This is a genomic window from Spirosoma horti, assembly GCF_054776595.1.
Genome location: NZ_BAAHBQ010000008.1, coordinates 344,743 through 370,734 on the forward strand (window position 1 = coordinate 344,743; position 25,992 = coordinate 370,734).

At 48.0% G+C, this 25,992-nt stretch carries 24 protein-coding genes; 10 read left to right on the forward strand and 14 right to left on the reverse strand.

The features are described 5' to 3' along the window. Nucleotides 1–128 precede the first annotated feature (128 nt). Together ACYVAM_RS25130 and ACYVAM_RS25135 are read left to right on the forward strand one after the other, a co-directional pair. Nucleotides 129–968: an alpha/beta hydrolase gene (locus tag ACYVAM_RS25130; protein WP_461072233.1), complete on the forward strand. Its 840-nt coding sequence runs from the start codon at nt 129–131 to the stop codon at nt 966–968. A gap of 51 nt (nt 969–1,019) precedes the next feature. Further along, nucleotides 1,020–1,844: a glycoside hydrolase family 16 protein gene (locus tag ACYVAM_RS25135; RefSeq protein WP_461072235.1), complete on the forward strand. Its 825-nt coding sequence runs from the start codon at nt 1,020–1,022 to the stop codon at nt 1,842–1,844. Nucleotides 1,845–1,912: 68 nt separating this feature from the next. Here the strand turns inward: ACYVAM_RS25135 and ACYVAM_RS25140 are convergent, their stop codons facing one another. Next, nucleotides 1,913–2,947: an acyl-CoA reductase gene (locus tag ACYVAM_RS25140; RefSeq protein ID WP_461072237.1), complete on the reverse strand. Its 1,035-nt coding sequence runs from the start codon at nt 2,945–2,947 to the stop codon at nt 1,913–1,915. Between the two features lie 133 nt (nt 2,948–3,080). Between ACYVAM_RS25140 and ACYVAM_RS25145 the strand changes: the two genes are divergently transcribed. From ACYVAM_RS25145 to ACYVAM_RS25155, 3 genes are all read left to right on the forward strand, one after another. Continuing rightward, nucleotides 3,081–3,431: a 4Fe-4S dicluster domain-containing protein gene (locus tag ACYVAM_RS25145; protein WP_046575172.1), complete on the forward strand. Its 351-nt coding sequence runs from the start codon at nt 3,081–3,083 to the stop codon at nt 3,429–3,431. A 350-nt stretch (nt 3,432–3,781) separates the two neighbouring features. Further along, nucleotides 3,782–4,942 (forward strand): porin, encoded by a 1,161-nt coding sequence (locus tag ACYVAM_RS25150; RefSeq protein ID WP_461072239.1) that lies wholly within the window; start codon nt 3,782–3,784, stop codon nt 4,940–4,942. Nucleotides 4,943–5,006: 64 nt separating this feature from the next. Beyond that, nucleotides 5,007–6,335, forward strand: a complete 1,329-nt coding sequence (locus ACYVAM_RS25155; protein ID WP_461072241.1) for an ammonium transporter — start codon at nt 5,007–5,009, stop codon at nt 6,333–6,335. Nucleotides 6,336–6,529: 194 nt separating this feature from the next. On the opposite strand, the gene ACYVAM_RS25160 is transcribed toward ACYVAM_RS25155, so the two are convergent. The 3 genes from ACYVAM_RS25160 to mtaB form a co-directional block, all read right to left on the reverse strand. Then, complete coding sequence (locus tag ACYVAM_RS25160; RefSeq protein WP_461072243.1) at nt 6,530–6,682, reverse strand: DUF6855 family protein; 153 nt, start codon at nt 6,680–6,682, stop codon at nt 6,530–6,532. Between the two features lie 123 nt (nt 6,683–6,805). Next, the gene (locus ACYVAM_RS25165) at nt 6,806–7,168 is read right to left on the reverse strand and encodes a DUF1304 domain-containing protein (protein WP_461072245.1); all 363 of its coding nucleotides are present in this window, start codon (nt 7,166–7,168) and stop codon (nt 6,806–6,808) included. 119 nt (nt 7,169–7,287) lie between these two features. Further along, complete coding sequence (gene mtaB / locus ACYVAM_RS25170; RefSeq protein WP_461072246.1) at nt 7,288–8,616, reverse strand: tRNA (N(6)-L-threonylcarbamoyladenosine(37)-C(2))-methylthiotransferase MtaB; 1,329 nt, start codon at nt 8,614–8,616, stop codon at nt 7,288–7,290. 94 nt (nt 8,617–8,710) lie between these two features. Here mtaB and ACYVAM_RS25175 point away from each other — a divergent pair, with 94 nt between their 5' ends. Further along, entirely contained in the window at nt 8,711–9,430 is a 720-nt protein-coding gene (locus tag ACYVAM_RS25175; RefSeq protein ID WP_461072248.1) for a 16S rRNA (uracil(1498)-N(3))-methyltransferase, read from the forward strand. A 31-nt stretch (nt 9,431–9,461) separates the two neighbouring features. Here ACYVAM_RS25175 and ACYVAM_RS25180 read toward each other — a convergent pair whose 3' ends face one another. Next, nucleotides 9,462–10,340, reverse strand: a complete 879-nt coding sequence (locus ACYVAM_RS25180; RefSeq protein ID WP_461072250.1) for a helix-turn-helix domain-containing protein — start codon at nt 10,338–10,340, stop codon at nt 9,462–9,464. A gap of 321 nt (nt 10,341–10,661) precedes the next feature. Here ACYVAM_RS25180 and ACYVAM_RS25185 point away from each other — a divergent pair, with 321 nt between their 5' ends. Continuing rightward, nucleotides 10,662–13,181 carry a sigma 54-interacting transcriptional regulator gene (locus ACYVAM_RS25185; RefSeq protein WP_461072252.1) on the forward strand — a complete coding sequence of 840 codons (2,520 nt, stop codon included), beginning with the start codon at nt 10,662–10,664 and terminating at the stop codon, nt 13,179–13,181. Nucleotides 13,182–13,207: 26 nt separating this feature from the next. Here the strand turns inward: ACYVAM_RS25185 and ACYVAM_RS25190 are convergent, their stop codons facing one another. The 6 genes from ACYVAM_RS25190 to ACYVAM_RS25215 all read right to left on the reverse strand — a co-directional run bounded on the left by ACYVAM_RS25190 (nt 13,208) and on the right by ACYVAM_RS25215 (nt 19,304). Next, nucleotides 13,208–15,529 carry a histidine kinase dimerization/phosphoacceptor domain -containing protein gene (locus ACYVAM_RS25190; protein WP_461072254.1) on the reverse strand — a complete coding sequence of 774 codons (2,322 nt, stop codon included), beginning with the start codon at nt 15,527–15,529 and terminating at the stop codon, nt 13,208–13,210. Between the two features lie 100 nt (nt 15,530–15,629). Continuing rightward, nucleotides 15,630–16,103, reverse strand: coding sequence for a Dps family protein (locus ACYVAM_RS25195; RefSeq protein ID WP_461072256.1), 474 nt, complete (start codon nt 16,101–16,103; stop codon nt 15,630–15,632). Between the two features lie 36 nt (nt 16,104–16,139). After that, nucleotides 16,140–17,153, reverse strand: coding sequence for a type I glyceraldehyde-3-phosphate dehydrogenase (locus ACYVAM_RS25200; protein ID WP_461072258.1), 1,014 nt, complete (start codon nt 17,151–17,153; stop codon nt 16,140–16,142). A 35-nt stretch (nt 17,154–17,188) separates the two neighbouring features. Then, the gene (locus ACYVAM_RS25205; RefSeq protein WP_461072260.1) at nt 17,189–17,485 is read right to left on the reverse strand and encodes a GNAT family N-acetyltransferase; all 297 of its coding nucleotides are present in this window, start codon (nt 17,483–17,485) and stop codon (nt 17,189–17,191) included. A 19-nt stretch (nt 17,486–17,504) separates the two neighbouring features. Beyond that, nucleotides 17,505–18,443 carry a ring-cleaving dioxygenase gene (locus ACYVAM_RS25210; protein ID WP_461072262.1) on the reverse strand — a complete coding sequence of 313 codons (939 nt, stop codon included), beginning with the start codon at nt 18,441–18,443 and terminating at the stop codon, nt 17,505–17,507. A 126-nt stretch (nt 18,444–18,569) separates the two neighbouring features. After that, nucleotides 18,570–19,304, reverse strand: coding sequence for an alpha/beta fold hydrolase (locus ACYVAM_RS25215; protein WP_461072264.1), 735 nt, complete (start codon nt 19,302–19,304; stop codon nt 18,570–18,572). Nucleotides 19,305–19,890: 586 nt separating this feature from the next. On the opposite strand from ACYVAM_RS25215, the gene ACYVAM_RS25220 reads away from it, so the two are divergent. After that, a complete protein-coding gene (locus ACYVAM_RS25220) occupies nt 19,891–20,541 on the forward strand; it encodes a DUF4159 domain-containing protein (protein ID WP_461072383.1) in 651 nt (216 codons plus the stop codon). A gap of 105 nt (nt 20,542–20,646) precedes the next feature. Next, entirely contained in the window at nt 20,647–21,465 is an 819-nt protein-coding gene (locus ACYVAM_RS25225) for an acyl-CoA desaturase (RefSeq protein WP_461072266.1), read from the forward strand. Nucleotides 21,466–21,545: 80 nt separating this feature from the next. Here ACYVAM_RS25225 and ACYVAM_RS25230 read toward each other — a convergent pair whose 3' ends face one another. The 3 genes from ACYVAM_RS25230 to ACYVAM_RS25240 form a co-directional block, all read right to left on the reverse strand. Then, a complete protein-coding gene (locus ACYVAM_RS25230; protein ID WP_461072268.1) occupies nt 21,546–22,073 on the reverse strand; it encodes a 5' nucleotidase, NT5C type in 528 nt (175 codons plus the stop codon). A gap of 109 nt (nt 22,074–22,182) precedes the next feature. Next, nucleotides 22,183–23,661 (reverse strand): dihydrolipoamide acetyltransferase family protein, encoded by a 1,479-nt coding sequence (locus tag ACYVAM_RS25235; protein WP_461072270.1) that lies wholly within the window; start codon nt 23,659–23,661, stop codon nt 22,183–22,185. A gap of 84 nt (nt 23,662–23,745) precedes the next feature. Beyond that, entirely contained in the window at nt 23,746–25,002 is a 1,257-nt protein-coding gene (locus ACYVAM_RS25240; protein WP_461072272.1) for a competence/damage-inducible protein A, read from the reverse strand. Nucleotides 25,003–25,184: 182 nt separating this feature from the next. On the opposite strand from ACYVAM_RS25240, the gene ACYVAM_RS25245 reads away from it, so the two are divergent. Further along, the gene (locus tag ACYVAM_RS25245; protein WP_461072274.1) at nt 25,185–25,961 is read left to right on the forward strand and encodes a DUF4197 domain-containing protein; all 777 of its coding nucleotides are present in this window, start codon (nt 25,185–25,187) and stop codon (nt 25,959–25,961) included. Nucleotides 25,962–25,992 lie beyond the last annotated feature (31 nt).

Below are 25,992 nucleotides of genomic sequence, written 5' to 3' on the forward strand. Positions count from 1 at the left end.
AGATCAATGCAAATTTCGTATGAAAATAGCCGAAATCGCTAATGCTGACAAAAAACAGGTCGGTAAGAGTTGAAAAAATCTCAATTTTGTAATTCGTGATTGTACTTATCCTGACACTATTTTTCTTTATGGCTGACTTTTTACCGGCTCATACTTCTAATGAACGAACAACCGAAACGCTTCAGCAGGCTGATTCGTTGCAGTCTGTTCCGCTCAATCGAACGGTTCATTTAACTATCATTCTGCCGCCCAGCTACCAGACGACCAAGGTCGCCTATCCGGTGCTTTACCTCAACGATGGGCAGGATCTACCCCGTCTGCACATGACCGGTATTCTGGATTCGCTGTATCAGAAAATGGCAATTCGCCCATTTGTGCTGGTCGCTATTCATGCGGGCGACCGGATTCAGGAGTATGGCACGGCTGCCAGAGCTGATTATATGAACCGGGGCAGCAAGGCCGCCCTTTACACTGATTTTGTCTTAACGGAATTATTGCCCTATATCAAAAAGCATTATCGGATACGTACAGAACCCGGCCAGTCGGTGTTTGCCGGGTTTTCGCTGGGAGGCTTATCCGCCTTCGATATTGTCTTTCATCACCCCGAGCGGTTTAGTCGGGCAGGCGTCTTTTCTGGGTCATTCTGGTGGCGAAGTAAAAGTACGGCCGATGGCTATCGGGATGAAACCGACCGCATCATGCACGATCTGGTTCGGAAAGGAACCTACCATGCTAATCTGAAATTCTGGTTTGAAACCGGTACTGAGGACGAAACCAGCGACCGGAATAACAACGGCATCATTGATGCGATTGATGATACCACTGACTTGATGGACGAGTTGGTCAAAAAAGGTTACCAGCGCGATCAGACTATCCGCTACGTCGAACTAGAAGGGGGCAAGCACAATCAGGAAACCTGGAGCGCCATTATGCCCGATTTTTTGACCTGGGCATTCGCCATTAAGTAAGTCGCTAAACGTAATTACTTTCCCTTTCAGACTTTTCTTAATACATCAATTATGGATGGAATAAAGCTTCTGGCAGCGTTGGTTGTGCTTTTTTTATTGGCTTGCAAAAGTCCTGATGTAGAGGTGCCGGTGCGTGGAATAAACCCGCTCTCTGACCGCAAACTGGTTTGGAGCGATGAGTTCGATAAAGCAGGCTTGCCAGATTCAGCCAAATGGGGCTATGAAGTCGGAGGAAACGGTTGGGGTAATAATGAATTACAATATTACACCGCCCGACGCCCCGAAAACGCGCGCATCGAAAACGGGAAACTGATTATTGAAGCCCGAAAAGAAGACTATAAAGGACAGAAATATACGTCGGCTCGTCTGGTAACCCAGAACAAGGCCGCCTGGACCTACGGTCGAATAGAAGCCATGGCTAAACTACCAAAAGGACTAGGCACCTGGCCCGCTGTCTGGATGCTGGGCAAGAATATAGCAACGGCAGGATGGCCCAGGAGTGGTGAAATCGACATTATGGAGCACGTTGGCTTCGATGAAGGCGTTATTCACGGAACCGTACATACTGAAGCCTATAACCATGCTAAAAAGACCGAGAAAGGAAAGGCGGTGACAATTAATGACGTAACAGGTACCTTTCATTTATACGCCATTGAGTGGACGACCGACCAAATTGATTTCTTCGTCGATAATCAGAAATATTACACCGTTCAGAAATCAGCTTTAGGTACGAGCGAAGCCCAATGGCCGTTCGAACAACCGTTTTTTCTGATTCTAAACGTAGCTGTTGGCGGAAACTGGGGTGGCCAGAAAGGAGTGGACGAAACCATCTGGCCGCAACGCATGGAAGTCGATTATGTGCGGGTATATCAGTAGGGACATTGAATGATGAATGATAAGTAACTATAAAACCACTAACTACCCGTTTATCATTCATCATTCATTTACAGTTCTTTCAGGAATGCCATGGTATCGATGCCATCGGCGTAATCGGTTAAGCCCGGATGCTGCGTATTGCCAAAGGGAACGCTGCCGGGATACCAGCCTTTTGCAGAAGCAACCACCTGAATTTGATCAGCATGACGGGTTAGCCAGGCCGTTGCATCAGCCTGAGTCTGGTAAGTCTGAAAATATAACACTGAAATAGGGGAGACTAACGCGTCATTTTCTGTCAGCAACAAATAGCCATTATCCAGATGCGGAATGGCATTGATCAAATAAATCGACTTATTGTAGTCGTAATTATTCTGGTATTTATGGTTGTTCAGGTAAATGGATACTTGTGGCTCCAGGGTACGAAGTAAGGGGGTGAAATCATACCCTTCGGGCACCAGAATGGTAGAGACGTTGCGGCAGCCCAGCCCGTAATAATCAGAAATATCGTGACTGAGCTTTAAAAATTCGTCTTCATTTTCTTCTCCCATCAACAAGCCGACAGACGTGCGGTTTTTACGAATAATGTGCGGCTTTTTGGCGAAGTAATACTCAAAATAACGGGCTGTGTTGTTGCTACCCGTAGCGATATAAGCTTCCGCGGCATTTAACCGATCCGCTTCTTCGATCAATTCAGTAAAGGCAGGATTAATCTCTTTTAATTTTTGTATTAAATAATGGATTAGTACAAAATCTTGACTACTCAGCTTTGCCATTAACTTGTGACCGCTTGCCAGCACACAGAGCATATCGTGAAAACCGACGGCTGGTATGTTACCTGCCATAACGACGCCCACCTTGCGGGGTGTTTTAATGGGTTCATCACCGGCTTTATCGATGTACAAATTTACCCAGGCGGTGAGTTTATCTTGCACAAGGAACTCGTTGGCAATTGCCAGAATAGCGTTCAATGAGTTTTCGGAGGTGAACCAGTTATTTTTGTAATTGGCCTGTTGGGCGATTTGAGCAAGTTCGGATTGGGCGTTGGCCGAGCGCAGGAAATCGCCTAAGGCTACAAACGTTTGCAGTCGTTCTGATAAAAGCATGAATTGGATAAACAAATGGAATACTCCATCAACTAATGTAATGAAATATTAGTTTGTTGCCAACCTTTAAATAATTATATTTGTTGTTCAATTTAAGAGAACTAGTTTTTACTATATATAAATTATACTGCTCATGGCAATCATGATCACCGACGAGTGCATCAATTGTGGTGCCTGCGAACCCGAATGCCCCAATACAGCCATCTACGAAGGTGGAGTGGAATGGACCTGGGGAGGTGGAACTGAACTGGATGAAGTCGATTTCGGCGATGGCACGATCGTGAGCGGTAAAGCTCCGCAAGCCCCTGTCTCGAACGAATTCTATTATATTGTTGCCGACAAATGTACTGAGTGCATGGGTTTCCATGAAGAACCTCAGTGTGCGGCTGTTTGTCCGGTCGACTGTTGTGTTCCCGACCCCGACCATGTAGAAGAAGAGGAAACGCTGTTAGCAAAGAAAGCCTGGCTGCACGCCGAAGCGTAACCCAGCAAATACAGAAAATGCAATAAGGCCCAACCAGTCCGCTGGTTGGGCCTTATTGCATTTTAGCCATATATAGTCGTTGAATAGTCGGCTATTGTCCTTGAAAATAGTGTTTTCCAGAAGAATAAAATTTGGTTAATGTGGCATGTGGCAAAATATAATAAAAAAAATTATTATAGGGCAATTTAGTTAATTATCATGGAAATAATAGTACATTTTCAATTAAATTGACTTATTTTAAACTAAATGCATCATTATTTCGGGTTAACTATTGCGTAGGATAAATTATTAAACAAAATTTGCTTCGAAATAAGACCACAGAAACCGTTATCTACAACCGAATAAAGAGTATGAAAAAAACAATTTTACTTATTAGTTCTTTGTTTTTGGGTTTTGCCGCACAAGCGCAGGATACCACAGCCACGCCAGCACCCGGAAAATTCACTTTCTCCGGTTATATGGACACCTACTACTTCGGTAACTTCAACAATCCCAAGAGCCAGTCGAACTTAGGGTTAAACGGTCCTGGTGTCGTTGGTAATGCGCGTGCATTCGATCAGCGGGCCGGTCAATTCGGTATCGGTTTGATTCAGGCAAAAGCGATTTACTCAGCCAGCAAGGTTGATGCGGTCATGGATCTGACATTTGGCCCCTTCTCTGATTTGGGCAACTATGGTAACTATATTGGACCGCTTGGACCAGGGTCTACATCGCTGGCCATTAAGCAGGCCTATATCACCTATAAAGCGACCAGCAAGTTATCGTTCACCGCCGGTCAGTTCGGGACGCACATTGGGTATGAGGTTATCGATGCCCCGGTTAACTACAATTACTCCCTGTCTAACCTGTTTAACAACGGTCCCTTCTATCACATTGGCCTCAAAGCCCAGTATGCTTTCAGCGATCGCGCTTCGTTGATGGTTGGTCTGGTTAACAACGTCGATAACCTGAATGATAACAATAAAAAGAAAGGCTTTATCGGACAGTTCTTTTTTGCACCGGTTACGGGCTGGAATGTCTACCTGAACGCGATTATGTCGAACGAGGCCTCTCAGGCTGTTGATGCGGTTCCGACGGACAAAGCAATGTACCAATTGTTCGACCTGACCACAACCTATCAGGTAACGTCTAAATTCTTCCTAGGATTGAATGCAGCTACGGGATCGCAAAAGGGTGATTATCAGGGTGGTGGTGGTCCATCAACCTCCAAGAGCTGGGGCGGTGTGGCCGTGTACTCTAACTACGCGTTCACCGACAAGTTTGGCCTTGGCGTTCGCTACGAAACATTCGACAATAAAAACAATGTGCGCGCGCTGAAAGATGCGGCCGGTAATGGAGCCAGTGTTAATTCGATAACGGTAACGGGTAATATCACCGCGGCTGATGGCCATTTATTGTTGAAGCCTGAATTTCGGATCGATAGCTACTCGGCCAACAAATTTGAAAAGAACGACGGTTCGCTAACGACTTCCCAGGCTACCCTGGGTATGGCCGCCATCTTCAAGTTCTAATCAGTATAGCCTCATCTTCTTAACCTCAATGTTTTACTAGTACAACAAAAACCCCTCATGTATCATGCAAAAACCTAATTACATTCCTCTCGCCATTCTGCTGGTTATTAGCGTGGTGGCTGTTCTGATGCCTGCTGTTCCTACGCAAATCGTAACGGAAGGTATTAATTCTGGCGACACAGCCTGGATGCTCGTTGCTACCGCGCTGGTTTTGTTGATGACACCTGGTCTGGCCTATTTCTACGGCGGAATGGTAAACAACAAAAACGTGATCTCAACCATGCTGCAAAGCTTTGTTGCCATGGGTGTTATCAGTATTCTGTGGGTAGTTGTTGGATTCAGCCTTGCCTTTGGTACATCAATCGGTGGTTTTGTTGGTAACCCAATGGATCACTTCATGTTCAAAGGCGTGCTGGATGGCAAGCCCTGGTCGCTGGCGGCTTCGATTCCGTTGGTTGTCTTTGCTTTCTTCCAACTGAAATTCGCCGTTATCACGCCTGCCCTGGTAACGGGTTCGATGGCAGAGCGGATCAATTTCCGGTCGTATGTGCTGTTCATGATTCTGTTCAGCCTGTTCGTTTATGCGCCTTTGGCCCACATGACCTGGCACCCAGAAGGTATCCTGTTTAAATTAGGTGTTCTTGATTTTGCCGGCGGCACGGTTGTACACATGTCGGCTGGCTGGGCTGCCCTGGCGGGTGCTTTGTATCTGAAGCGCCGGAAGTCGCACCTCGAAGCAAGCTATTTCCCACCAGCAAACATTCCGTTCGTGTTGTTGGGTACAGGTCTGCTGTGGTTTGGCTGGTTCGGTTTCAATGCTGGTTCGGCGGTAGCGGCTTCGCCGTTAGCAGCTTCGGCTTTCGCGACAACCAACACGGCGGCTGCAGCTGCTGGTCTGGCCTGGGTTCTGTTCGATGCCGCTAAAGGCAAAAAAGTATCGGCGCTTGGTTTCTGTATCGGTGCCGTAGTTGGTCTGGTTGCTATCACACCAGCGGCTGGTTTTGTAACGATTCCGACGGCTATCTTTATCGGTACGGTTGGCGCTATGGTATCGAACTACGTAGCACACCTGCGCTCGAAATCGACGCTCGACGATACACTCGATGTATTCCCTTGCCACGGTGTTGGTGGTATGGTGGGTATGGTGATGACGGGTATTTTCGCTAGCAAAGGCATCAACTCAGCCGTTGTTGACGAAGGTCTGGCATTTGGTCAAACGAAACTGTTCATCACTCACATGATCGCTCTGGTTGGCGTATCGGTCTTTGCTTTTGTTATGTCATACGCATTGCTCAAAGTAACGGACCTGATTCTGCCACTGCGCGTAACGGAAGAAGACGAGAAGTCTGGTCTGGACGTCAGCCAGCACGACGAATTCCTTATCGAAGCATAAATCGCTTAGGGTGTATGCTGTAGTATGTATGACCAATAGTCGACGTCCTGTAGCATACACCTTATATCATACGTCTATCAACAGAGCCACAGGCACCCTGTCTGGCCTACAATGTCTGGCAGTTTTATCTGTGGTTTTGTTGTACTCATGGAGCCGTTCCCGCTTGGGGGCGGTCTCCTGCTTTTAGGGGGATACTAGATTGTCCTCATGCGGTTATTCTTGAGGTTATGTTCGACTTCTGCCAAACCCAAAGCTTCCAGTAGGGGTGGAAGGTACATGCCAAAGCGCCCACGCAATCCTTTCTTTAAGCCATACCAGCCGCCCACAGGGTTTTCTGTCGACCGCATCCTTTTCGGCTTTATACATCGTGTAATCTGATGTACCAGAGAGCGTTTTTAATTGCCAGGGGTTTTCTTTTGTTTCTGTCTCCGATGTAGTATAGGTGTAGTACTTGTTTAAGTGGCTGATTTTTAAACCAATGCCACCGCTACCAGCGCCAAAATGGCGGGGAGAGCCTGGACAAAAAAGATAGATCGCTGGGCCGTAAGTGCTCCATAAACCCCCGCGACGATCACGCATCCCAAAAAGAAATAAGCAACATTTGTACTCCAGGCCGCGTCGTCAATGAATAATGACCAGATAAGGCCAGCTGCCAGAAAACCATTATAGAGCCCCTGATTTGCCGCCAGCGATTTCGTTCTCTCGAATAAATCGGGCGGAAATGACTTGAACGTTTTGCGGCCCTGCGTAGTCCAGGCAAACATTTCCATCCATAGGATATAGATATGCTCAAGGGCAACCAGACTGACCAAAATTTCGGCGATTAGTTTCATAAAAGGGATTGTTAAAGCCCGTGAGGGACGTTTGTCTACCACCGGTGAACGACAGCGATAGCACGAAACCTAAAGGTCAAAAAAAAGCCGGTATCACTACCGGCCTGAGCAAAAAAATATCAGTGTGTTTCGAGCACTTCTTCAGGTTCATCTACGTCCATCAACCCCTCTGCATTCACGGCTGTCAGGTGTACCGCCCGCGTTTCGTTGATGAGTAGAGGGTCATATTTCGCCACCACCCGAACATAATTCTCCGTGAAGCCCTGCATAAGCCCATCGGCAATATCTTCTTCAAATAGGACGGTAGCCTTTCGGCCAACCTGGGAGTCATAAAATGCCCGTCGTTTCTTGTCCGACAGAATATGCAGCATCTTCGACCGCTCGGCCCGGACGTGGCCCGGTACCGTTGGCTTAATGTCGATCGCCAGCGTATTTGGTCGTTCGGAATAGGTAAATACGTGCAAATAAGAAATTGGCAGCTCGTTTAAGAAAAGATACGTTTCCTTGAACTCCGTGTCGGTTTCGCCAGGGTGACCGACAATTACATCGACACCAATGCAGGCATGGGGCATCAGCTCTTTTATTTTCTGCACACGATCAGCATACAGTTCGCGTTTATAGCGACGACGCATCAAGCCCAGCACACGGTTGCTGCCCGACTGAAGCGGAACGTGAAAATGCGGAACAAACCGCCTGGACTGGGCCACAAACGCAATTATTTCGTTGGTCAGCAGGTTAGGCTCAATACTGGAAATCCGGAACCGCTCGATGCCTTCGACTTCATCCAGGGCTTGTATTAACTCCAGAAAAGTTTCCTGACGCTCGTTATTAACGATACCAAAGTCGCCGATGTTAACACCTGTCAGCACAATCTCCTTCACGCCCCGCTCGGCAATTTCATGGGCCGCCCGGACCACGTTAGCTACCGTATCGGAGCGGCTTTTTCCACGCGCCAGCGGAATGGTACAGTAGGCACACGGATAATCACAACCGTCCTGCACTTTCAAAAAGGTGCGCGTGCGGTCGTTCAGGGAATAAGCTGCGTGATAGTCAATAGCTTCCTCAATGGGCGAGTTAAAGACCTGAGCTGGCTGACCCGAGGGCACCTTCACGAACGTTGGCATGATTTCGTGCAACCGGAATTTCTCAGCCGCGCCCAAAACCGCATCGACGCCCGGAATCTCCGAGATTTCTTTCGGTTTCAACTGCGCATAACAGCCCAGTATCGCAACGTAGCCATCGGGGTTTATTTTCTGTGCTTCGCGGACTATTTTCCGGCATTTTTTGTCGGCGTTGTCCGTCACGGAGCAGGTATTTATGATGAAGATATCGGGCTGCTGATTGAACTCCACACGTTCATACCCATGCTCTTCCATTAACCGGGCCAGCGTAGAGGTTTCCGAAAAGTTCAGTTTGCAACCGAGTGTATAAAAGGCGACTTTTTTCACAGTAAGTAATCTATCCTGTAAAATTACAAAAAAATGACGGGGTGGGTTCCTTTCGGATAAGATGCCGCGGTGACTGTGTACTTTTGTAGCACGTATGCATTTATTCTATCAACCCGACATCGTTCCGAACGAGGCTAGTCAACTCCTGACGGAAGAAGATTCGCGGCATGCCGTTAAAACACTTCGGCTCAGCGTTGGCGATTCCATTGCCGTGACGGATGGGCGTGGAAACCGATATTTGGCCGCTATTCAATCTGCCGATGCCCGGCGTTGTGCCTTTCGCACAATTGACACGCAGACCACTCCTCCGCGCCCGTTTTCTATCCGAATTTGTATCGCACCCACCAAGAATATTGACCGGATCGAATGGTTTATTGAGAAGGCGGTCGAAATAGGCATCGAGCGAATCAGCTTCTTTTTTGGGCAGCACTCCGAACGACGGGTACTGAAACTGGAACGTCTGGAAAAAATCGCCGTGGCGGCCATGAAGCAATCCCTGCAATCCTATCTGCCCACAATAGACGAGGCTCTGCCCTTCGGTGAATTCATAAAAACAGTGAGCGAAGAACAACGATTTATTGCTCATTTGCCCACCAATGAGCCGCCACAGAATTTAGTGAAGCGAGCCACCATCGCCGGGCAATACGCCGTTTTAATAGGGCCGGAGGGCGATTTTTCTGAAAAAGAGATACAACAGGCAATCGCGGCCGGTTTTCAATTGGTAACGCTCGGATCAAACCGACTACGGACCGAAACGGCAGGGCTGATGGCCTGCCACACCCTTACTGTATTGAACGAGGGTCTGAACCAGTGAGGTCCGCTTACGGGTATTGGATTTCTGAACCTCAGGCGGTTGCCTGCGGGAGGTTTGTTGTTGGTAAGTTGCGTCGGTAATCTGTTGGCGTATGCTGATAGTAGCGTTTAAATAGTTTATTCAAGTGGCACACATCGGTAAAACCAAGCCCGTCGGCAATTTGGGAGATCGTCAGCGTGTTTAGGTGTAGTTGCCTTTCCACTAGCTTCAGCTTATACCGAATTATATATTCCTGCAAGGATTCGCCAACCTCCTGCTTAAAAAGGGTGCTCAAGTGGCGTGGCGAGTAATGAAACACATCCGCTAATCGATCCAGCCGCAGCTGTTCGGGTTCCTGTATATGTTGACAGATATACAAAAACATTCGCTGAACCAGATCAGAAGAGGAGGAACCTGATTGGACTACGCCCAATTGATGACGGGTAAACTGGCGTTCGATTAAATTTAAGATGGCTATTACCAGTGCCCTACATATATGAGAGGAAGTCACTTCGCGGTAATTTGTCTGCTCCACCAGCAAGATATCAAACAAAGCGTTCAAATGTTGTCGGTCGGTGGCGTCCATGTATATGTTGCCAACCAGACCATGAAATACAGGTAATGGCGGATCATGTCTGGATGTCAAACCACTAGTGGCACTGGCCGTTAAATCAGCCAGATAAAGTTCGGTGAATGACAGAAAACCGAAATTCGTTCGCGTATGTATGTCGAAGAAATGATTGTCTGACGGGCCAAGGAAGAAAACATCGCCAGTTTGATAAGGCAACCGATGCCCATTGATGACGTGATACCCGCTACCATTCCGGATACAAATTAGTTCGAAATGATTATGAGAATGAATCGGTAATGTCCATTGATTTATTTCCACCTGTTGAATACGGATGGGCTCATGCTGGATGCAGCGCTTCATGGGCTATGGGGTTAGCAGGGGAGAATACAATACGATCTTGCTACACCTATACCAACGAAAGACCAATTTGTACCTTTAAGTAAGAATTAATTAATTATTTATGTAAATGGCTGGTAATCAACAAAATGATTAATTCTATAATGCAGTAGATACTATAGAGGAACTCCAAAATAGTGTATCCTCCATTATTTTGGAGGTGGTTTTTGGAGTTGTCACAATCGGCTTAGTTTTACATGACAAACCCATTTTGTTGACGTAGGTTTGTCAATAATGACGAGCTGTCGACTTTCAAGGAGTCCATTAGCCATCAACTCGAGTCATATGCTTTTTCCCAACGATCTTACCTTATCACCTACACTACTCATTGTTGAAGATGAGTTCCTGATTGCCAACGACCTCCGGCGAATTCTGGAAAAAGCGGGTTACTGGGTTATTGGTATGGCTGGGTCGGTAGCAGAAGCCAGAGAAATCATTGTGGAGCAGCCCCCCGACATTGTGTTGCTGGATATTTTCCTTAATAGTGAACAAACCGGTATCGACCTGGCGTACTGGCTCGGCGTCCAAAACATACCGTTTGTTTTTCTGTCCGCCAACCTGACCGATACGGTATTGGAGGCCGCAAAAATTACGCAGCCTTCGGGCTTCCTCAATAAGCCCTTTCGGGAGAAAGATGTCTTGACAACACTGGAAATTGCCCGCTATCGTCATGCGCACAACGAAGAGGCTAAACTCAGAAAGCAACAGGCCATTCAGATTGCGGTCAACAATGCGATTGTTACCATTCAGGATCGGGATCAATTGTGTCTGGCCATTGCCAGTCAGATCGATAAACTCGTTCCGTTTTCCTTCTTGAATCTCCGCATTGGCCTGCCCGACGAAGCCTCTTTCTACTGGGTGATGCTTCGGAAAACGGCCCTGGGTACGTTTGCCCGCATTCCATTGGCAACCTTGCTGTCGGATGAGACGAGTGATGAACTGATGGTCAGACTGGATCAGGAAGCCCCCGATAAGCTCGATGAGCCGGGTATTTTTTCTGGTCAGGCTTTTGATCGGTTGTGCGAACGATACCTGACTGCCCGTTCCTGCCGGGATAATTTCGGCGTTCGCTCGCTGGCCCTGTTTCCGGTCAGACTGAACCGGAACTCCCTGACCAATATAAATATATCCAGTACGGTTGCCGATAATTTTACGCAGAAAGACTACGAGGCTGTCAGCCTCATTATTCCTCAGATTGCGCTGGCCCTGGATAATTTACTGGCCTATGAAGAGCTGGAAGCCAGTCGGCAAACAAAAGCAACGGAGTTGGCGATCGTAAACGCCTTTCGGAATGGCGAAGCGATCACCGATATTGTTCCGCAGGTAGCTAAGGCCATCAATGAACTGATGCCGTTCGATTTGCTGGCGATTTATCGGATTGGCCGGATCGTAGAATCCTCGGCCATTGATTGTACAGTACACAAAAAAGAAGGCGTTTTTATCCCGCTCACGGAAAAGGACCTGCTACCCGGCGCGATTACTGATCAGCCAGGGTGGAAACCATCCCTTGATGGAATGGAGGATTGGCTGATTGAACCAACCCTCAACGTTGGCCAGGCTTTTGAGGAAAGTCAGCAGCGAATGGCAGTAACACAGATGTATAGAAAAGCGCTTGCGCTGAAATCGTCCATGTATGTGCCAATATATATAAAAGGGCAGCCAATGGCATCACTGGTGCTGGCGAGCAAGTCGTCCTATGCGTTCACAAAAAAAGATCTGTGTATATTGGAAGATATAAGCAGTCAGATTGCCTTGGCCTTGGAAAATGTACTGGCTTTTGAGCGAATCAAAGTGCTGAGTGAACAACTGGAACAGGAGAAAACCTATTTGACTGAAGAGATTAAGACCAGCCATAATTTTGAGGAGATTGTGGGGGCCAGTAGCGCGCTGCAAACCGTTTTTGATAATGTTGCTCAGGTAGCGCCAACGGATTATACTGTGTTGATCATGGGCGAAACGGGAACAGGTAAGGAACTGATTGCCCGTGCTATACATAATGCGTCGACACGCCGGGATCGGGCAATGATTAAAGTGAACTGTGCTGCCTTGCCACCCCAACTTATTGAATCTGAATTATTTGGGCACGAACGCGGGAGCTACACGGGCGCTACAGAGAAACGGATCGGCAAATTCGAGCTGGCCAATGGTGGAACGTTATTTCTGGATGAAATTGGCGAGTTGCCACTCGAACTACAAGCTAAACTCCTGCGGGCAATTCAGGAGAAAGAAATTGAGCGTATTGGTGGGAAAGGTCCGATTCTGGTCGATGTTCGGATTATCGCGGCTACCAATCGGCACTTACAGCAGGAGGTTTCCGAGGGTCGTTTTCGATCCGATCTGTATTACCGGCTCAATGTTTTTCCGATTGTGGTGCCACCCCTGCGCGAACGACAGGATGACATTTCTCCCCTGGCCATGTATTTTCTGAAGAAAATCAGTAAAAAGCTGGGTAAACCCATTACCGGTATTAGTCATGAATCTCTGCAGCAACTGTTGAGCTATGCCTGGCCGGGCAACGTTCGCGAGCTGGAACATGTGTTGGAGCGGGCCGCTATTTTAGCGAAAAAAGCAACGCTGGAACTGGCCGAACCACTGCTGTCTGATCCGGCTTCGGACGTTGTAAACCCGCCACCAACGGTTGCCGTAGAGCCTTTGCAAAACACCATGAGGTCGGCCATCCTGGCAGCCCTTCACCGGTCGGGGAACCGGATTCGCGGACAGGGAGGAGCGGCCGAATTACTCAAAATCAAACCCACTACCCTGGAAGCCCGTATGAAAAAGCTAAACATCAAAACACGAAATTAGCGGCTAGATCGGAATGGGTAGCCGACTTAGACGGATAGTAAGGGGGACTGAGCCGGTTTTTTGGTCAGGTTGAACTGAAGGCTAATCTGAACGCCACTTTCCTGTCGAATGCTCAGGACGCCGTTGATCTGTTTGCTAAGCCCCTGAATCATCGTCAGGCCCAACGTGTTGCTGCGCTCGATCACAAAGCCAGCCGGTAAGCCAACGCCATCATCCGCGATGGTGAGTAAATAAGCGTGGCTGTCAATTTTATTCAGGCCAACAGCAATACTCCCTGACCGCTGGTGGGGAAAGGCATACTTCAGTGAATTCGTGACGGCTTCATTGATAATCAGCCCCAACGGAGTAGCCAGGTTGACATCCAGTTGTATGTTCGCAATGGTTAACCGTTCCTGTACATGGACCTGCTGATCGAAGGACTCAATGAGGTGCTCAACAATTTCGTGGATATATTCCTGCATATCTACCTGGCTCAGATTGTCTGACTGATAGAGTTTTTGATGGATAATCGCCATAGCATGAACTCTATTCTGACTTTCCCGAATAGCCGTTGAGGCCGTTGAATCGTGCAAAAAACCGGATTGTGCGTTCAGCATGCTGGTAATTATCTGGAGGTTATTTTTAACCCGATGATGGATCTCGCGGAGCATCCACTCTTTTTCGTCCAGAAGGTGGCTTAATGATTGGTTTTTTTGATTGATCTCCTCCTGCTGAGCCTGCAAGAGCCGATGACTACGTTGCTTTAATTGATACCGGTTATAACTAACACCCAGCAAACAAGCCAATAAGAGCGAACCGGCTATGATCGCATTACGCGTTGTTTCTCCCCGTTTCAATTCACTTTGCTGTAGTTTACTTTGCTTGGTCAGTAAGGCAATATCCTGCTCTTTTTTATGGGTGTCATACTGAATTTGCAGGCTGGCGATCTGCTTACTTTTTGCTTCATTAAAAATTGAATCATTTAGCGCTTTATGCAGGCGGAAATGAGTGATCGCCGGTATATAATTTCCTATAGCTGAATCCACTTTAAAAAGCATAAAATGAATATCTTTCAGGGTTGATAAAGCGTTTTCCTGTGGAGAAAAACGCAAGGCTTCCCGCAAATGAGAACCGGCTTTAGCGAACTCATTATGTTTTAAGTAAAAAGCGCCGATATCTTTTTGCGCCTGTTGTGACGCTTCAGAATTCATGTTGTTTCGGGCATACCAACTCAGGGTTTCTAAATAATACTTTTCGGCTAAAGAATAATTTTTTAATGCATCATAGCAGTAGGCTAAATTCTGGGCAACGCAGGCCTTCTGAATGAATGTATTAGTCGGTATTTCACGCACGAGATTTGTAATTAACTGCAGGGCTTCTCTTGGTTTTTTCTGCTTTATAAGGTCCTGGCTAATAACACCCCCGGCATGATATAAAGCGAAATTGGGAAGCCGCTCCTGTTTCCATTTTTCCAGGGATTTTTTATACCATTCGATCCCTTTTTTATAGTTGCCAACCTCTATATACATCTGGGCAAGGTCGCCGTAAAAAGACGCTGCAGACAAGGTGTCTTTAGTTTTGTTCATGCTTTCCACGCATAATATCGAATAAAGAAGCCCCTTGTTGAATTCACCTTTTACCCGGCCAACATTAGCGAGTAAGTTATACGTATAATGGAGTTTCGAATAATGAATAGATTTATAGCGGCTTACTACGTTTAGCAATTCAGTTTCAGCAAGGGCTATTTTGCCCTCATATAAGTCGGTAATAGCAATTTCCTGCAAGGCATTGATTTCCTTTTCCTGATTCTTCAGAGATTGGTAAATCAATAAGGCCTGCCTGAAATTTGCGAATACATTGTGATAATCATGGTCAATATTTCTGAGCCAGATTCCTAGTTTAATTCGGGTATTGGCTTCTGCTTCTTTATCACCCGTTCGGTTGCAGTCGGCGATCAGTTTTGCAAATCTGGCTTGTCCGGCAGCCATATTTCCCCCTTCCATCAACGCAATGACAAACATACATTCGGCTTCATGTTGGCCGCTTAAGAAATGTAGGGAGTCGCTCAATTTTCGGGCTTCCTGCAAATACGTCATCCCGCTGTCTAAATCGATTTTTGCCTCTCCGGGTTTAAAAATCTGGAACTTGCCCAATTCCAGTAAAATAGCTACTCGTTTTTGGTCGGGCTTGCTGTTTTTCAGGCGTGCCAGCAATTGATTTACCAGTTGCCGATTAATGTTTTGCCCAGCAGAATACAACGAGCAGAGCAGCAGGACGAACGTAACTATATACGTTTTGCCTTTTACAGAACATAGGAATCCCTGAAGGCTGTTCGTTGCTTTGGGTCGTTTCATTGAATTCTGTGTCATATAGAGTACGAAAAAAGGCTGACTGGCCCAATAATACCAAAAGCCCGTGCCAGTTTGTATGGCACGGGATCAGGTTTCGTATAGAATAGAAACAGAGCGCTTATTTAAGGTGCGCCCGCAGCATCCAGGCTATTTTCTCGTGTTTTTCCATCAGCCCGGTAATGTAATCGCTCGTCCCTGCGTCTTTATGGGCATCGGCAAACTCATTGATATTCCCCCGAAGAAATTCGATGATGCTTTCGTGGTCGCCTAATAGTTTCTTGATCTGGCTACGGCTATCGTTGCCCGATTCGTCCTGCTCGGTAAGGTGGGTGAGTTGCAAAAAGTTTTTCAGCGTAGCAGGCGCATAATGGCCCAGCTGCCGGATACGTTCGGCCACATCATCAACAATGTCGGCAGACTGTTTATAGAGGTCTTCGAAATAAAGATGGACCGAATGAAAATCTATCCCCTCCAGGTTCCAGTGGGCATTGAGCGTTTTGGTGTAAAGCACAAATTCATCAGCTAGCAATTTGGCCAGTTGGTGGGCGACAACTTCTCTGTTTTCGGCGGAAATACCAATCATTGTTTGCATACAGGTTACCGTTAAAAAATGTAAAAGAAATAAACCTTATTTACTCGATTCGATTCGTTCAGCCAGAAAGGCTGCTACTTCGGCCAGACGGTTTGAGAACCCCCATTCATTATCGTACCAGGCTGCCACAGATAATAGGTTGCCTTCTTTGGCCGTCAGGGGTAAATCAATAATTGACGAGTGTGGGTCGGCAACGATTCGCGAAGAAGCCCATTCCTCTTCCAGAACATCCATAACGCCTTTTAATGGTCCCTCTGCAGCGGCTCTGCGGAAGGCGTCATTGACTTCCTGAACAGTACACTCTTTTTCGGTGATGAGGTTCAGTTCGGCAATACTACCCGTTCGAGTTGGTACTCTGTATGCTTTGCCGGTAATTTTTAAATCTTTCCAGATAAACTGCAAAGCACGAGCCGCGCCGGAAGAAGAAGGAATGATGTTTTCGGCGGCCGCCCACGAATCGCGCCGGTCTTTCATTGGCTGGTCGGTAAGCGATTGCGTGTTGGTATAGGAGTGGACTGTGGAGAACAGCCCGTATTGGATACCGAAATTTTCCCGAATTACTTTGACCACCGCAGCCAGCGCATTGGTCGTACAGCTTCCCATACTAACGATGTGGTGGCTGGCCGGATCGAACGTTTCCAGGTTGATGCCTTTCAACAGCACCGCATCGCAGTCGGCCAGCGATTTGCTGGGGGCGCTGACCAGTACGTATTTGGCGCCCCGGTCAAGGTGCGCCTGGGCGCCAGCGCGGGTAGTAGCCCTACCAGTACAATCAACGACCAGGTCGACTCCCAGAGCAGCCCAGTCCGGTACTTCCTTCGCGGAATTAATATACGGAATCGTTCGCTCACCAATGGTCAACTGGCCTTCACTGCCTGAAACGGGCTCGGGCCAGCGACCGTAATTGGTATCGACGGCGAACAAGGCCGCCAACGTGGGCTCATCTCTGATATCAGAAATGGAAACCGGCACAAACAAATTGTGGTCTAAACCGACACGTAGAAATTGCCGTCCAATACGGCCGAATCCATACAAAGCAATCGTTGCCATACGAAATAGAAATAAGTGATTCTTTAACTGATGTACTAATCCGGCTGTTGCCAGATGTCTGTATAAACCTCGGGATGATGCCGAAACTGCGCATGCACATAAGGACATAAGGGAATAACCTTTAATCCATTTTCCCGAGCATAAGCGACCATTCTCTCCAATAACTGCCGGGCGAATCCCTTCCCTTCCTGCGCCGGATCAACTTCGGTATGATAGACCGTGAGGGCAGGGCCGGAAATACTGACGGCCATTTCGCCAATCCGAACCCCATCTTCGTATAAGTTGAAGGCACCGTGTTTCTTCTCATTAAGTTCCAGCCGTATGTCTGTCATCGTTAACGTAAGTAAGCGACTAAAGCGTTAATGAAGGTAACGATTTTTCGATTTTTGCTCTTGACGATTCGTATTGATCCGGTAGTTGCAAATGGGTTCCCAATTCCGCCAGCGGTTCATCTACGGTAAAGCCAGGGTTGTCCCTGGCGATTTCAAAAAGCACGCCCCCTGGTTCCCGAAAATAGAGAGAAAAGAAGTAATCGCGGTCTATTTTGGGCGTTATCTGTAACCCTTTGCTCAGCACTTTTTCACGATATTCCATCTGAATCGTATCATTGGCTACCCGAAACGCTACATGGTGATTCGTTCCGGCGGCATTGCGGCCTGTAGGACCATTGGGTGATGCCAGCAAATCCACAATAGCCGCATTCTCGACGGCATCCGTGGCAAACCGGTAGCGATTTCCTTCCTGAGCTACCAGCGAATAGCCGAAGATATCGGTCAGTATACCCGCTGTTTTTTCTATGTCGCTGAGAGTTAGTGTAACACTGTGAAATCCTTTTGTAGCTGTATCCTGCTTTATGCTTTCTGTTTCCCAGGCTATTCGGCTGTCTTCTTTTTGCGGAACAATGAGGGCAATGTTCAGGCCGTCGGGGTCGGTAAACGGCAGAAATTGTTCGCCAAACCGCTCGGTCTGTTCGCCAACCCGGACGGAGCTATGTTTCAATCGATCCGCCCAGAAATCAAGACTACCATTGGGGACTGAATAGCCTATTTCCGTAGCCATGCCAACTCCGGTTTTTCCGGGTCCAATTCCTTCCCAGGGGAAAAAGGTCAGAATCGTTCCGGGAGTCCCTTCTTCATTGCCATAGTAGAAATGATAGGTGCCGGGATCATCAAAATTAACCGTCTTTTTCACCATTCGTAAGCCCAGTACGCTGGTATAAAAATCATAGTTACGACGGGCGTCATTGGCAATGGCTGTGATGTGATGAAGGCCTAAAATTCGGTTTTCCATACCTGTTGGATTTTTGGGTTAAACTGTTTTTCTCCCTGTGTGTTTCGCCTGGTTTCTACTTGTGTAGATAGGTAAAGCGTAACGAACAGAGATGATTGAATGGGGTAAGATATCTTTCAGGAAAGGCTACTTCGAACTTAATGTACGGACTGCGTCGATAATGACAGCCGCCACCTGCTCCGGTTGCGCCAGCATGGCTACATGACTGGTTTTAAGCTCTGTGGTGGTTGCCTTGAGTTTTTTAGCCAGCGATCGTTCCAGATCGGGGTTGATCATTCGATCATTGCTGGCCACAATATACCAGGAGGGTTTTGTTTTCCAGGCCGCCTTGGAAACTTTTTCTTTAAGCGCCGGAAAGGCCTGAGGGCCCTGCGTGGCCAGAATCAATTTTTGTTCCGACTCCGGTAAGTCCTGCGCAAAATCCTCAAAAATTCCTTTGGGCGACATGCTGACAAAACCGTATGCATCCGGCCTGATTTCATCGTTACCCGGTGTTGAGGGCGCCGTTTGGACCAGTTCCAAAAACGATTGTCCTTCGTTTGGCGCGGCTGCGGCTACATAAACGAGCCCGGCAACCTTCTCATGATTTCCGGCTTCGGTAATAACCACCCCGCCCCACGAATGCCCAACCAGCAAAACAGGACCGTCCTGCAGCTCGATAGCCCGCTTCGTAGCCGCCACATCGTCGGCCAGCGAAGTAAGCGGAATTTGCACGGCGATAACCTGAAGGCCTTCGGCTGCCAGCAATGGAATAACTTTTGACCAACTTGACCCATCGGCCCAGGTTCCGTGGACGAGGACAATATTTTTTACAGCAACAGTTGATTGGGCATCAATACCTTCGGTTGTTGAGCGTGTCATATAAGTGAGAATTAAGGTGGTAGAATGACGCGATTTAATGATTACGCATTGGTTTTGGCTAGCTGAGGGTTTTCAACTCGGCTGCTGCCTGAACAAAGAGTGAACGTACCTGGAGCAATGGGGTCAGGCCATTCAGCGGCCTGAAATTGTGGATTATGCCCTTGTCGCAAACAGTGGTTACAGTAACGCCGGCTTCATCCAGCTTATGGCCATGGACTACTCCTTTGTTGCATCCACTTCAGATGTCCAGAAACGGTCAGGAGAGGAGCCGAGGCCGCTAAGACCATAGCAAACGTAAGGAGTGACTAGGCTATGGGAGCGGTACGAATCGACGATTATGCAGTAATTTGAGTGATTTCCTGAGTCCGCTATTGTGTAATTGGTGTCTGGCCAGCCGATAAATATGCCTTACTTCGTATATTAATGGTTTTTTAGGCCGAGTTACAGTCAGCTTTAACCTGAAATAAAACAGTCCGGCATGATTCATGAAGAATAGTCAGATTGTTGGTTTCTGGAAAACCAAAACCGGCTCTGTCTTCGTTTTACTAGTATCCTGATTTAACTTATGAGAACGGCTTTCACCCGCATGCTACTGATAGGACTCGTGTTGGTTCTTACCTTGTCCAGTACGTATGCGCAGTATGCGTACAAGATTGCCAAGCTGAAATACAATGGTGGGGGCGACTGGTACGCGAACAAGACCTCGTTGCCAAACCTGATCAAGTTTGCCAACGCCAATCTACGCATGAACATCTTCCCGGAGGAGGACATTGTTGAACCAGGCAGCCCTGATATTTTCGGTTACCCGTTTGTACACATGACTGGCCACGGGAATGTGACGTTCAGTGATGGCGATGTCCAGAACCTACGCAAGTATTTAATGTCGGGAGGCTTTCTGCATATCGATGATAACTATGGGCTCGACAAGTTTATTCGCCGGGAGATGAAGAAGGTGTTCCCCGAACTTAATTTTATCGAGTTGCCATTCAACCATCCTGTCTACCAGCAAAAATTTAAGTTTGCCAGCGGATTACCCAAAGTACACGAACACGATGCGAAAGCACCGCAAGGTTTTGGCCTCATCTATCAGGGGCGATTGGTGTGTTTTTACAGCTACGAATGCGATCTGGGCAACGGCTGGGAAGATCAGAGTGTATATAATGACCCTGAACCCGTTCGTCAGCAGGCATTGCGCATGGGTGCCAACCTGTTACAATACGCAACGACTACAAATTAATTAAAGTATTATTTAAGGAAGGCAAGCCAAAGCGCCTTAAATTTCGTTAGTTTTGTAGGAGTATTCTTATGTTACAGTAATCTTCACCCTTTAATAGTCATCATTGTGATTGTACTGGCCGCGTTCATTGGACACTGGTATTTGTCATTGTTCTGCCAAACGTTCTTCCTGCACCGCTATTCGGCTCATAAAATGTTCTCGATGAGCAAATTCTGGGAGCGGTTTTTCTATGCCTTAACCTACGTATCGCAAGGTTCGTCGTATTTGAGCCCACGGGCTTATGCGGTGCTACACCGGATGCACCACGCCTTCAGCGACACAGAAAGAGACCCTCACTCTCCGCATCATACCAAAAATATTTTCACCATGATGTGGAAGACAAAAGACATTTATAACGCCGTTCTTCACCGGAAGCAACCCATCGAACGGCAGTTTGACCGGAACTATCCTGAATGGAGCTTCATCGAAAAAGTAGGGGATTCCTGGGCGTCACGCGCTGGCTGGGCTGTTCTGTATAGCCTGTTCTACGTCTTTGCGTTTATTTATTTAGACATGCACTGGGCATTCTTCTTCTTGTTGCCTGTGCACTTCGTTATGGGACCCGTGCATGGCGCTATCATCAACTGGAGTGGTCACAAGTATGGCTATTCGAACTTCGACAATCAGGATCAATCGAAGAATTCCCTGATCCTAGATGTGGTTATGATGGGCGAACTGTTCCAGAACAACCACCACAAACGGCCAAATGCCGCTAATTTTGGCGCTAAATGGTTCGAGTTCGATCCTACCTTTCCCGTTATTGGCCTATTGCATAAACTGCACATCGTGCGGTTAAGACCATCCGCCGAAGCGAAGAAGGCTCAACATGAAGTAGGACATGATCGACTTGTTGAAGTTGAAGTCGAAAAAGAGGTAGAAGCTTAATGGCCCGTCAGACATAAAAAAAGCGCCGATTAATCGGCGCTTTTTTTATGTCTGACGAGTGAAAATCAGGTTGTTTAGTACTACAATAAATGGTCAGCGATATCCTGCCAGGTCTTCATGCGCCGGAATTGTTTGTCGTCACGGTTGTGGAGCGCATCGAAAAGTAGACCTTCTCCCTGGAACGTGTGCAGATTTCGCGGCAAGTCATCGATCAGGTAATCCGTGTTGAGCACGCTTTTGTCGCCCAGGAAAATGTAGTTATGCCAGGTGATTTCAGGGAAGTGTTCCTGAAGCCAGTCCCATTTTTCGCGCAGGGAGTTGGGAAATTCCTGAGCCGCCGATGCCACAAAAACGTCATACTTCTGCATCAGTTCGGCAATGACCTCCTTGGCGCCATCCATGACCGGAATATCCCGAAAGAAACCTGGTTCATAAACCCGTTCGGAGATTACTTTATATTCGTTTTCGTCGAATAGCTCGTGAAACGATTTCTTTTTCAGTTCATCAAGTGTGTACCGGGGCGTTTCACCTTCCAGATACAATTGAATAAATTTGGCGTGCGTATCGGCCATGACATCATCCATGTCAATGGCAATGCGTTGTTTCATAATTGTCTGACCGCCTGAGCGGCCCCGCTAGGATTTTTTGTTTCTGTTGTTTGGTCCGCTACTGCTTTTTGAGCAAGGGGAATGGTAAAATCATCGTTTAACAGTCAACTCATAAAAATCCTGGTTTAAACTGCTCCAGATAATCGGCTACACGACGCACGAACTGTCCGCCTAATGAACCATCGACAACGCGGTGATCATAAGAGTGAGACAGGAACATCAACTGCCGAATGCCGATAAAGTCGCCCTGTGGTGTTTCAATGACAGCGGGTTTTTTGACGATGGCGCCAAACGCCATAATCGCAACCTGTGGCTGGACAATAATGGGTGTTCCCATCAAGTTGCCGAAGGTGCCAATGTTCGAGATCGTGTAGGTCCCCCCGGCCAAATCGTCGGCAGTGAGTTTATTCTCGCGGGCGCGTTTGGTCAAGTCGTTGACTTTCTTGGTCAGGCCCGTGAGGTTGTACTGGTCGGCATCATGAATGACGGGGACGATCAGGTTACCACTTGGCAACGCGACTGCCATCCCGATGTTAATGGCTTTTTTGACGATGATCTTATCTCCTTCGACGGATACATTGATTAGTGGAAAATCTTTAATCGCCTTCACAATGGACTCGACCAGAATGGGTGTGTAGGTCAGGTTTTCGCCGGTTTGCTGCTTAAACTTGTCTTTTACCTTCGTCCGCCACTCCACCACGGGCGTCAAATCAGCTTCAACGAACGAACTCACGTGAGGAGAAATCTGCTTCGACTCTACCATCCGTTGCGCAATCATTTTCCGCATCCGGTCCATCTGAATAATATCGGCCTGGCCATTCATCGAGCCATTTGTTGACTTGGCTGGCTGTGTTGGGCCAGTTGGCTGGGGCACTGGCGCGGATTGAGCAGCCGACGAGGAGTGGTACTCTAGTTGTCGTTCAACGGACTTCGCAGGTTGAAGTCGGCCTTCAGCCCGATCAATTACGTACGCAAGAATGTCTTTTTTCGTAACTCTGTTCTCGGCACCCGAACCCGGAATACGGTCAAGCTCGTCGCGCGAAACGCTCTCTTCTTTGGCAATATTCAGAACCAGGGGAGAATAAAAACGATTGTCGAAAACGGGTGTATCACCCGCCAGTGTAGTAGCCGAGGTGGCTACAGCCTTTTCCGCGAACGCTGGCCGGGTACTCATGGCCATAATGCTAGCCTCCAGATCGTGGGCAGCCGCAGATGCTTCCAATTCGTCGGGTTCCTGAGGAGCCGGAACGTTGGCTACATCGCCTACGCCTACAGGCGTCTGATCGGCATTGGCTGGCTGTTCTACCGGTGGTGTCCCGCCTGAATTCGCGTCCTGGGTGATGGCCTCGTCAACCTCGATTCGGGCAATGGGTGCACCGACAGCAACAACGTCGCCATCGTTGACCAGGATTTCCTTTAAAATGCCATTGTGCGAAGCTGGCACTTCGGTATCCACTTTATCCGTGGCTACTTCCAGTACCGATTCATCGGTTTCAATACGATCGCCCGGCTGTTTGAGCCAGGTAATTACCGTACATTCCATTATACTTTCGCCCATTTTGGGCATGACCATGTCGATAAGTGTCATTTTGGCATGATGACCGGTTCGCCGGTGCGATTATGAATGATAAATGATAAATGCGCAGTATCGCATTCAATCAGTCATCATTCATCATTTATAATTAAGTAGTTCTTCCCGCAGCATATTTAAGAGATATGTTGTGGTCAGTTGAATGTTTTGATCGCGGTACTGGCCCAGTTTGAGTAGTCTGGTAACGGTTCGCTGGTCGGTGGCGCAGGCAATCCAGACCGTGCCGACGGGTTTTTCGGGTGTGCCGCCACCGGGGCCAGCAATGCCGCTTGTGGCAATGCCGATGTGGGTACCCAGCGCTTGACGAACACCCTCCGCCATTTGCCGGATGGTCTCTTCGCTGACGGCCCCGTGCTGTTCCAACGTTTCGGGTTTTACCCCAAGTTGAGCTACTTTAACGCTGTTGTTATAGCTAACGACGCTGCCCCAGAAATAAGCCGATGAGCCAGCTACTTTTGTGATTTGGGCCGACAGGTAGCCACCCGTACAGCTTTCGGCAGCAGCAAGTGTTAGTTTCTTTTCGATAAGTAACGAACCCACCACCGTTTCCAGTTCGTCGTTGTCAAAGCCATAAACGTTTTTCTGGATAAGAGGCATTACGCGGGCTACCTGCTCGGCTAACTCCTGATCCAGTCGGGTATTGTCGTCGCCGGTGGCTGTTAGCCGTAATTTCACTCCGCCAAAACTGGGTAAATACGCCAGCTTGATATGATCGGGTAGGGCATCCTCCCAGGCTTCGATGCGCTCGGCCAGAAAAGATTCGCCAATACCGACGGTTCGAATCATTTTGTGCTTGATAATGGGCGTTTTGAAGTGTTCCGTCAGCTTCGGTAAAATTCGGTTCGCCATGAGGTGTTTCATCTCGAACGGTACACCCGGCAGCGACACATAAACGCGCTGGTCGTGCTCGAACCACATGCCGGGGGCCGTGCCCCAGTCGTTCTGTATATAGACCGCATTGGCGGGTAAGTCGGCCTGAGCGCGGTTAAGGTCAGTCATTTCACGGCCTCGTTTCTCAAAGGAACCCGTTACCAGCGCCAGGGCCGTTTCGTTGCGCACCATGCCGACACCAAAATACGTACAGAGCGTTTTTTTTGTGATATCGTCTTTGGTCGGTCCCAGACCACCGGTAATAATAATGATATCGGCGCGCTGATGCGCTTCGTGGAGGCTTTCCAGAATGGCATCGGCCTGATCGCCAACCGATGTTTTACGAACCACACGAATACCGATGTTTGTTAATTCGGTTCCAATCCAGGCAGTGTTCGTGTCGGTGATTTGCCCAAACAATATTTCGTCGCCAATGGTAATTACTTCGGCGCGGACGGAGTTAGTCATGTTGACTGAGTAGTAAAGAAAGAATTAGGCAAAGCGTGACATTTGTGGGATCGAGTGGTCAATGTATCACAACAAATTTTTAGTGTCCACTTTACTTTCTCCATTCGGTGCTGTCAAAAGTACGAAAAAACGATTTAGGGCCATTGACGGTTATGAAATGGCAACCTGATTAATTCAATCCTATGATGAATAAAAAAGTTTTCGTAGCCGCCTTGCTGGCTCTTGTTATTAGCCAACGTGGTTTCGCTCAGGACTCGACCGGAACGAAAGCTGGCCCGCAGCAATCATCGGGAGGTATATTCGGTAAAGTGCTCAAAGCCGTTACAAATGCATCGGCTGGTACATCGGGCGGGCTGAGCAGCAGTGACATTGCCACGGGTTTGAAAGAAGCCCTTCAAATTGGGATCAGTAAGGGCTCCGATCAGGCATCGGCGCTGAACGGTTATTTTAAAAACCCGCTACTCAAGATTGCCTTCCCGCCCGAAGCACAAAAAGTAGCTTCGACACTCCGTCAAATAGGGTTGAGCAAGCAAGTCGATCAGTTCGAACTGTCGCTGAACCGGGCTGCCGAAGATGCGGCCAAAAAGGCGAAACCGGTATTTATCAAAGCCATCACGTCGATGACGATTCAGGATGCGGTCGGTATTTTGCGGGGCCAGAACGATGCGGCCACCCAGTACCTGCGCCGGACATCGGGCCAGCAACTCGTGACCGAGTTTACGCCCATCATTGACAGTACGCTCAAGAAAAACAACGCGACCAAGTATTACAGCGAACTGGTCAACACGTACAATAAAGTGCCATTTGTGCAGAAAGTAAACCCCGACCTGACCCAATACGCGACCAACAAAGCCGTCGATGGCCTATTTATCCTGGTCGCGCAGGAAGAACAAAAAATTCGGGAAAACCCCGCTGCCCGGGTGACTGATATTCTGAAGAAGGTATTTTCGAAGCAATAGAACGAAGCACGGCCATCAAGCCGTGCTTCGC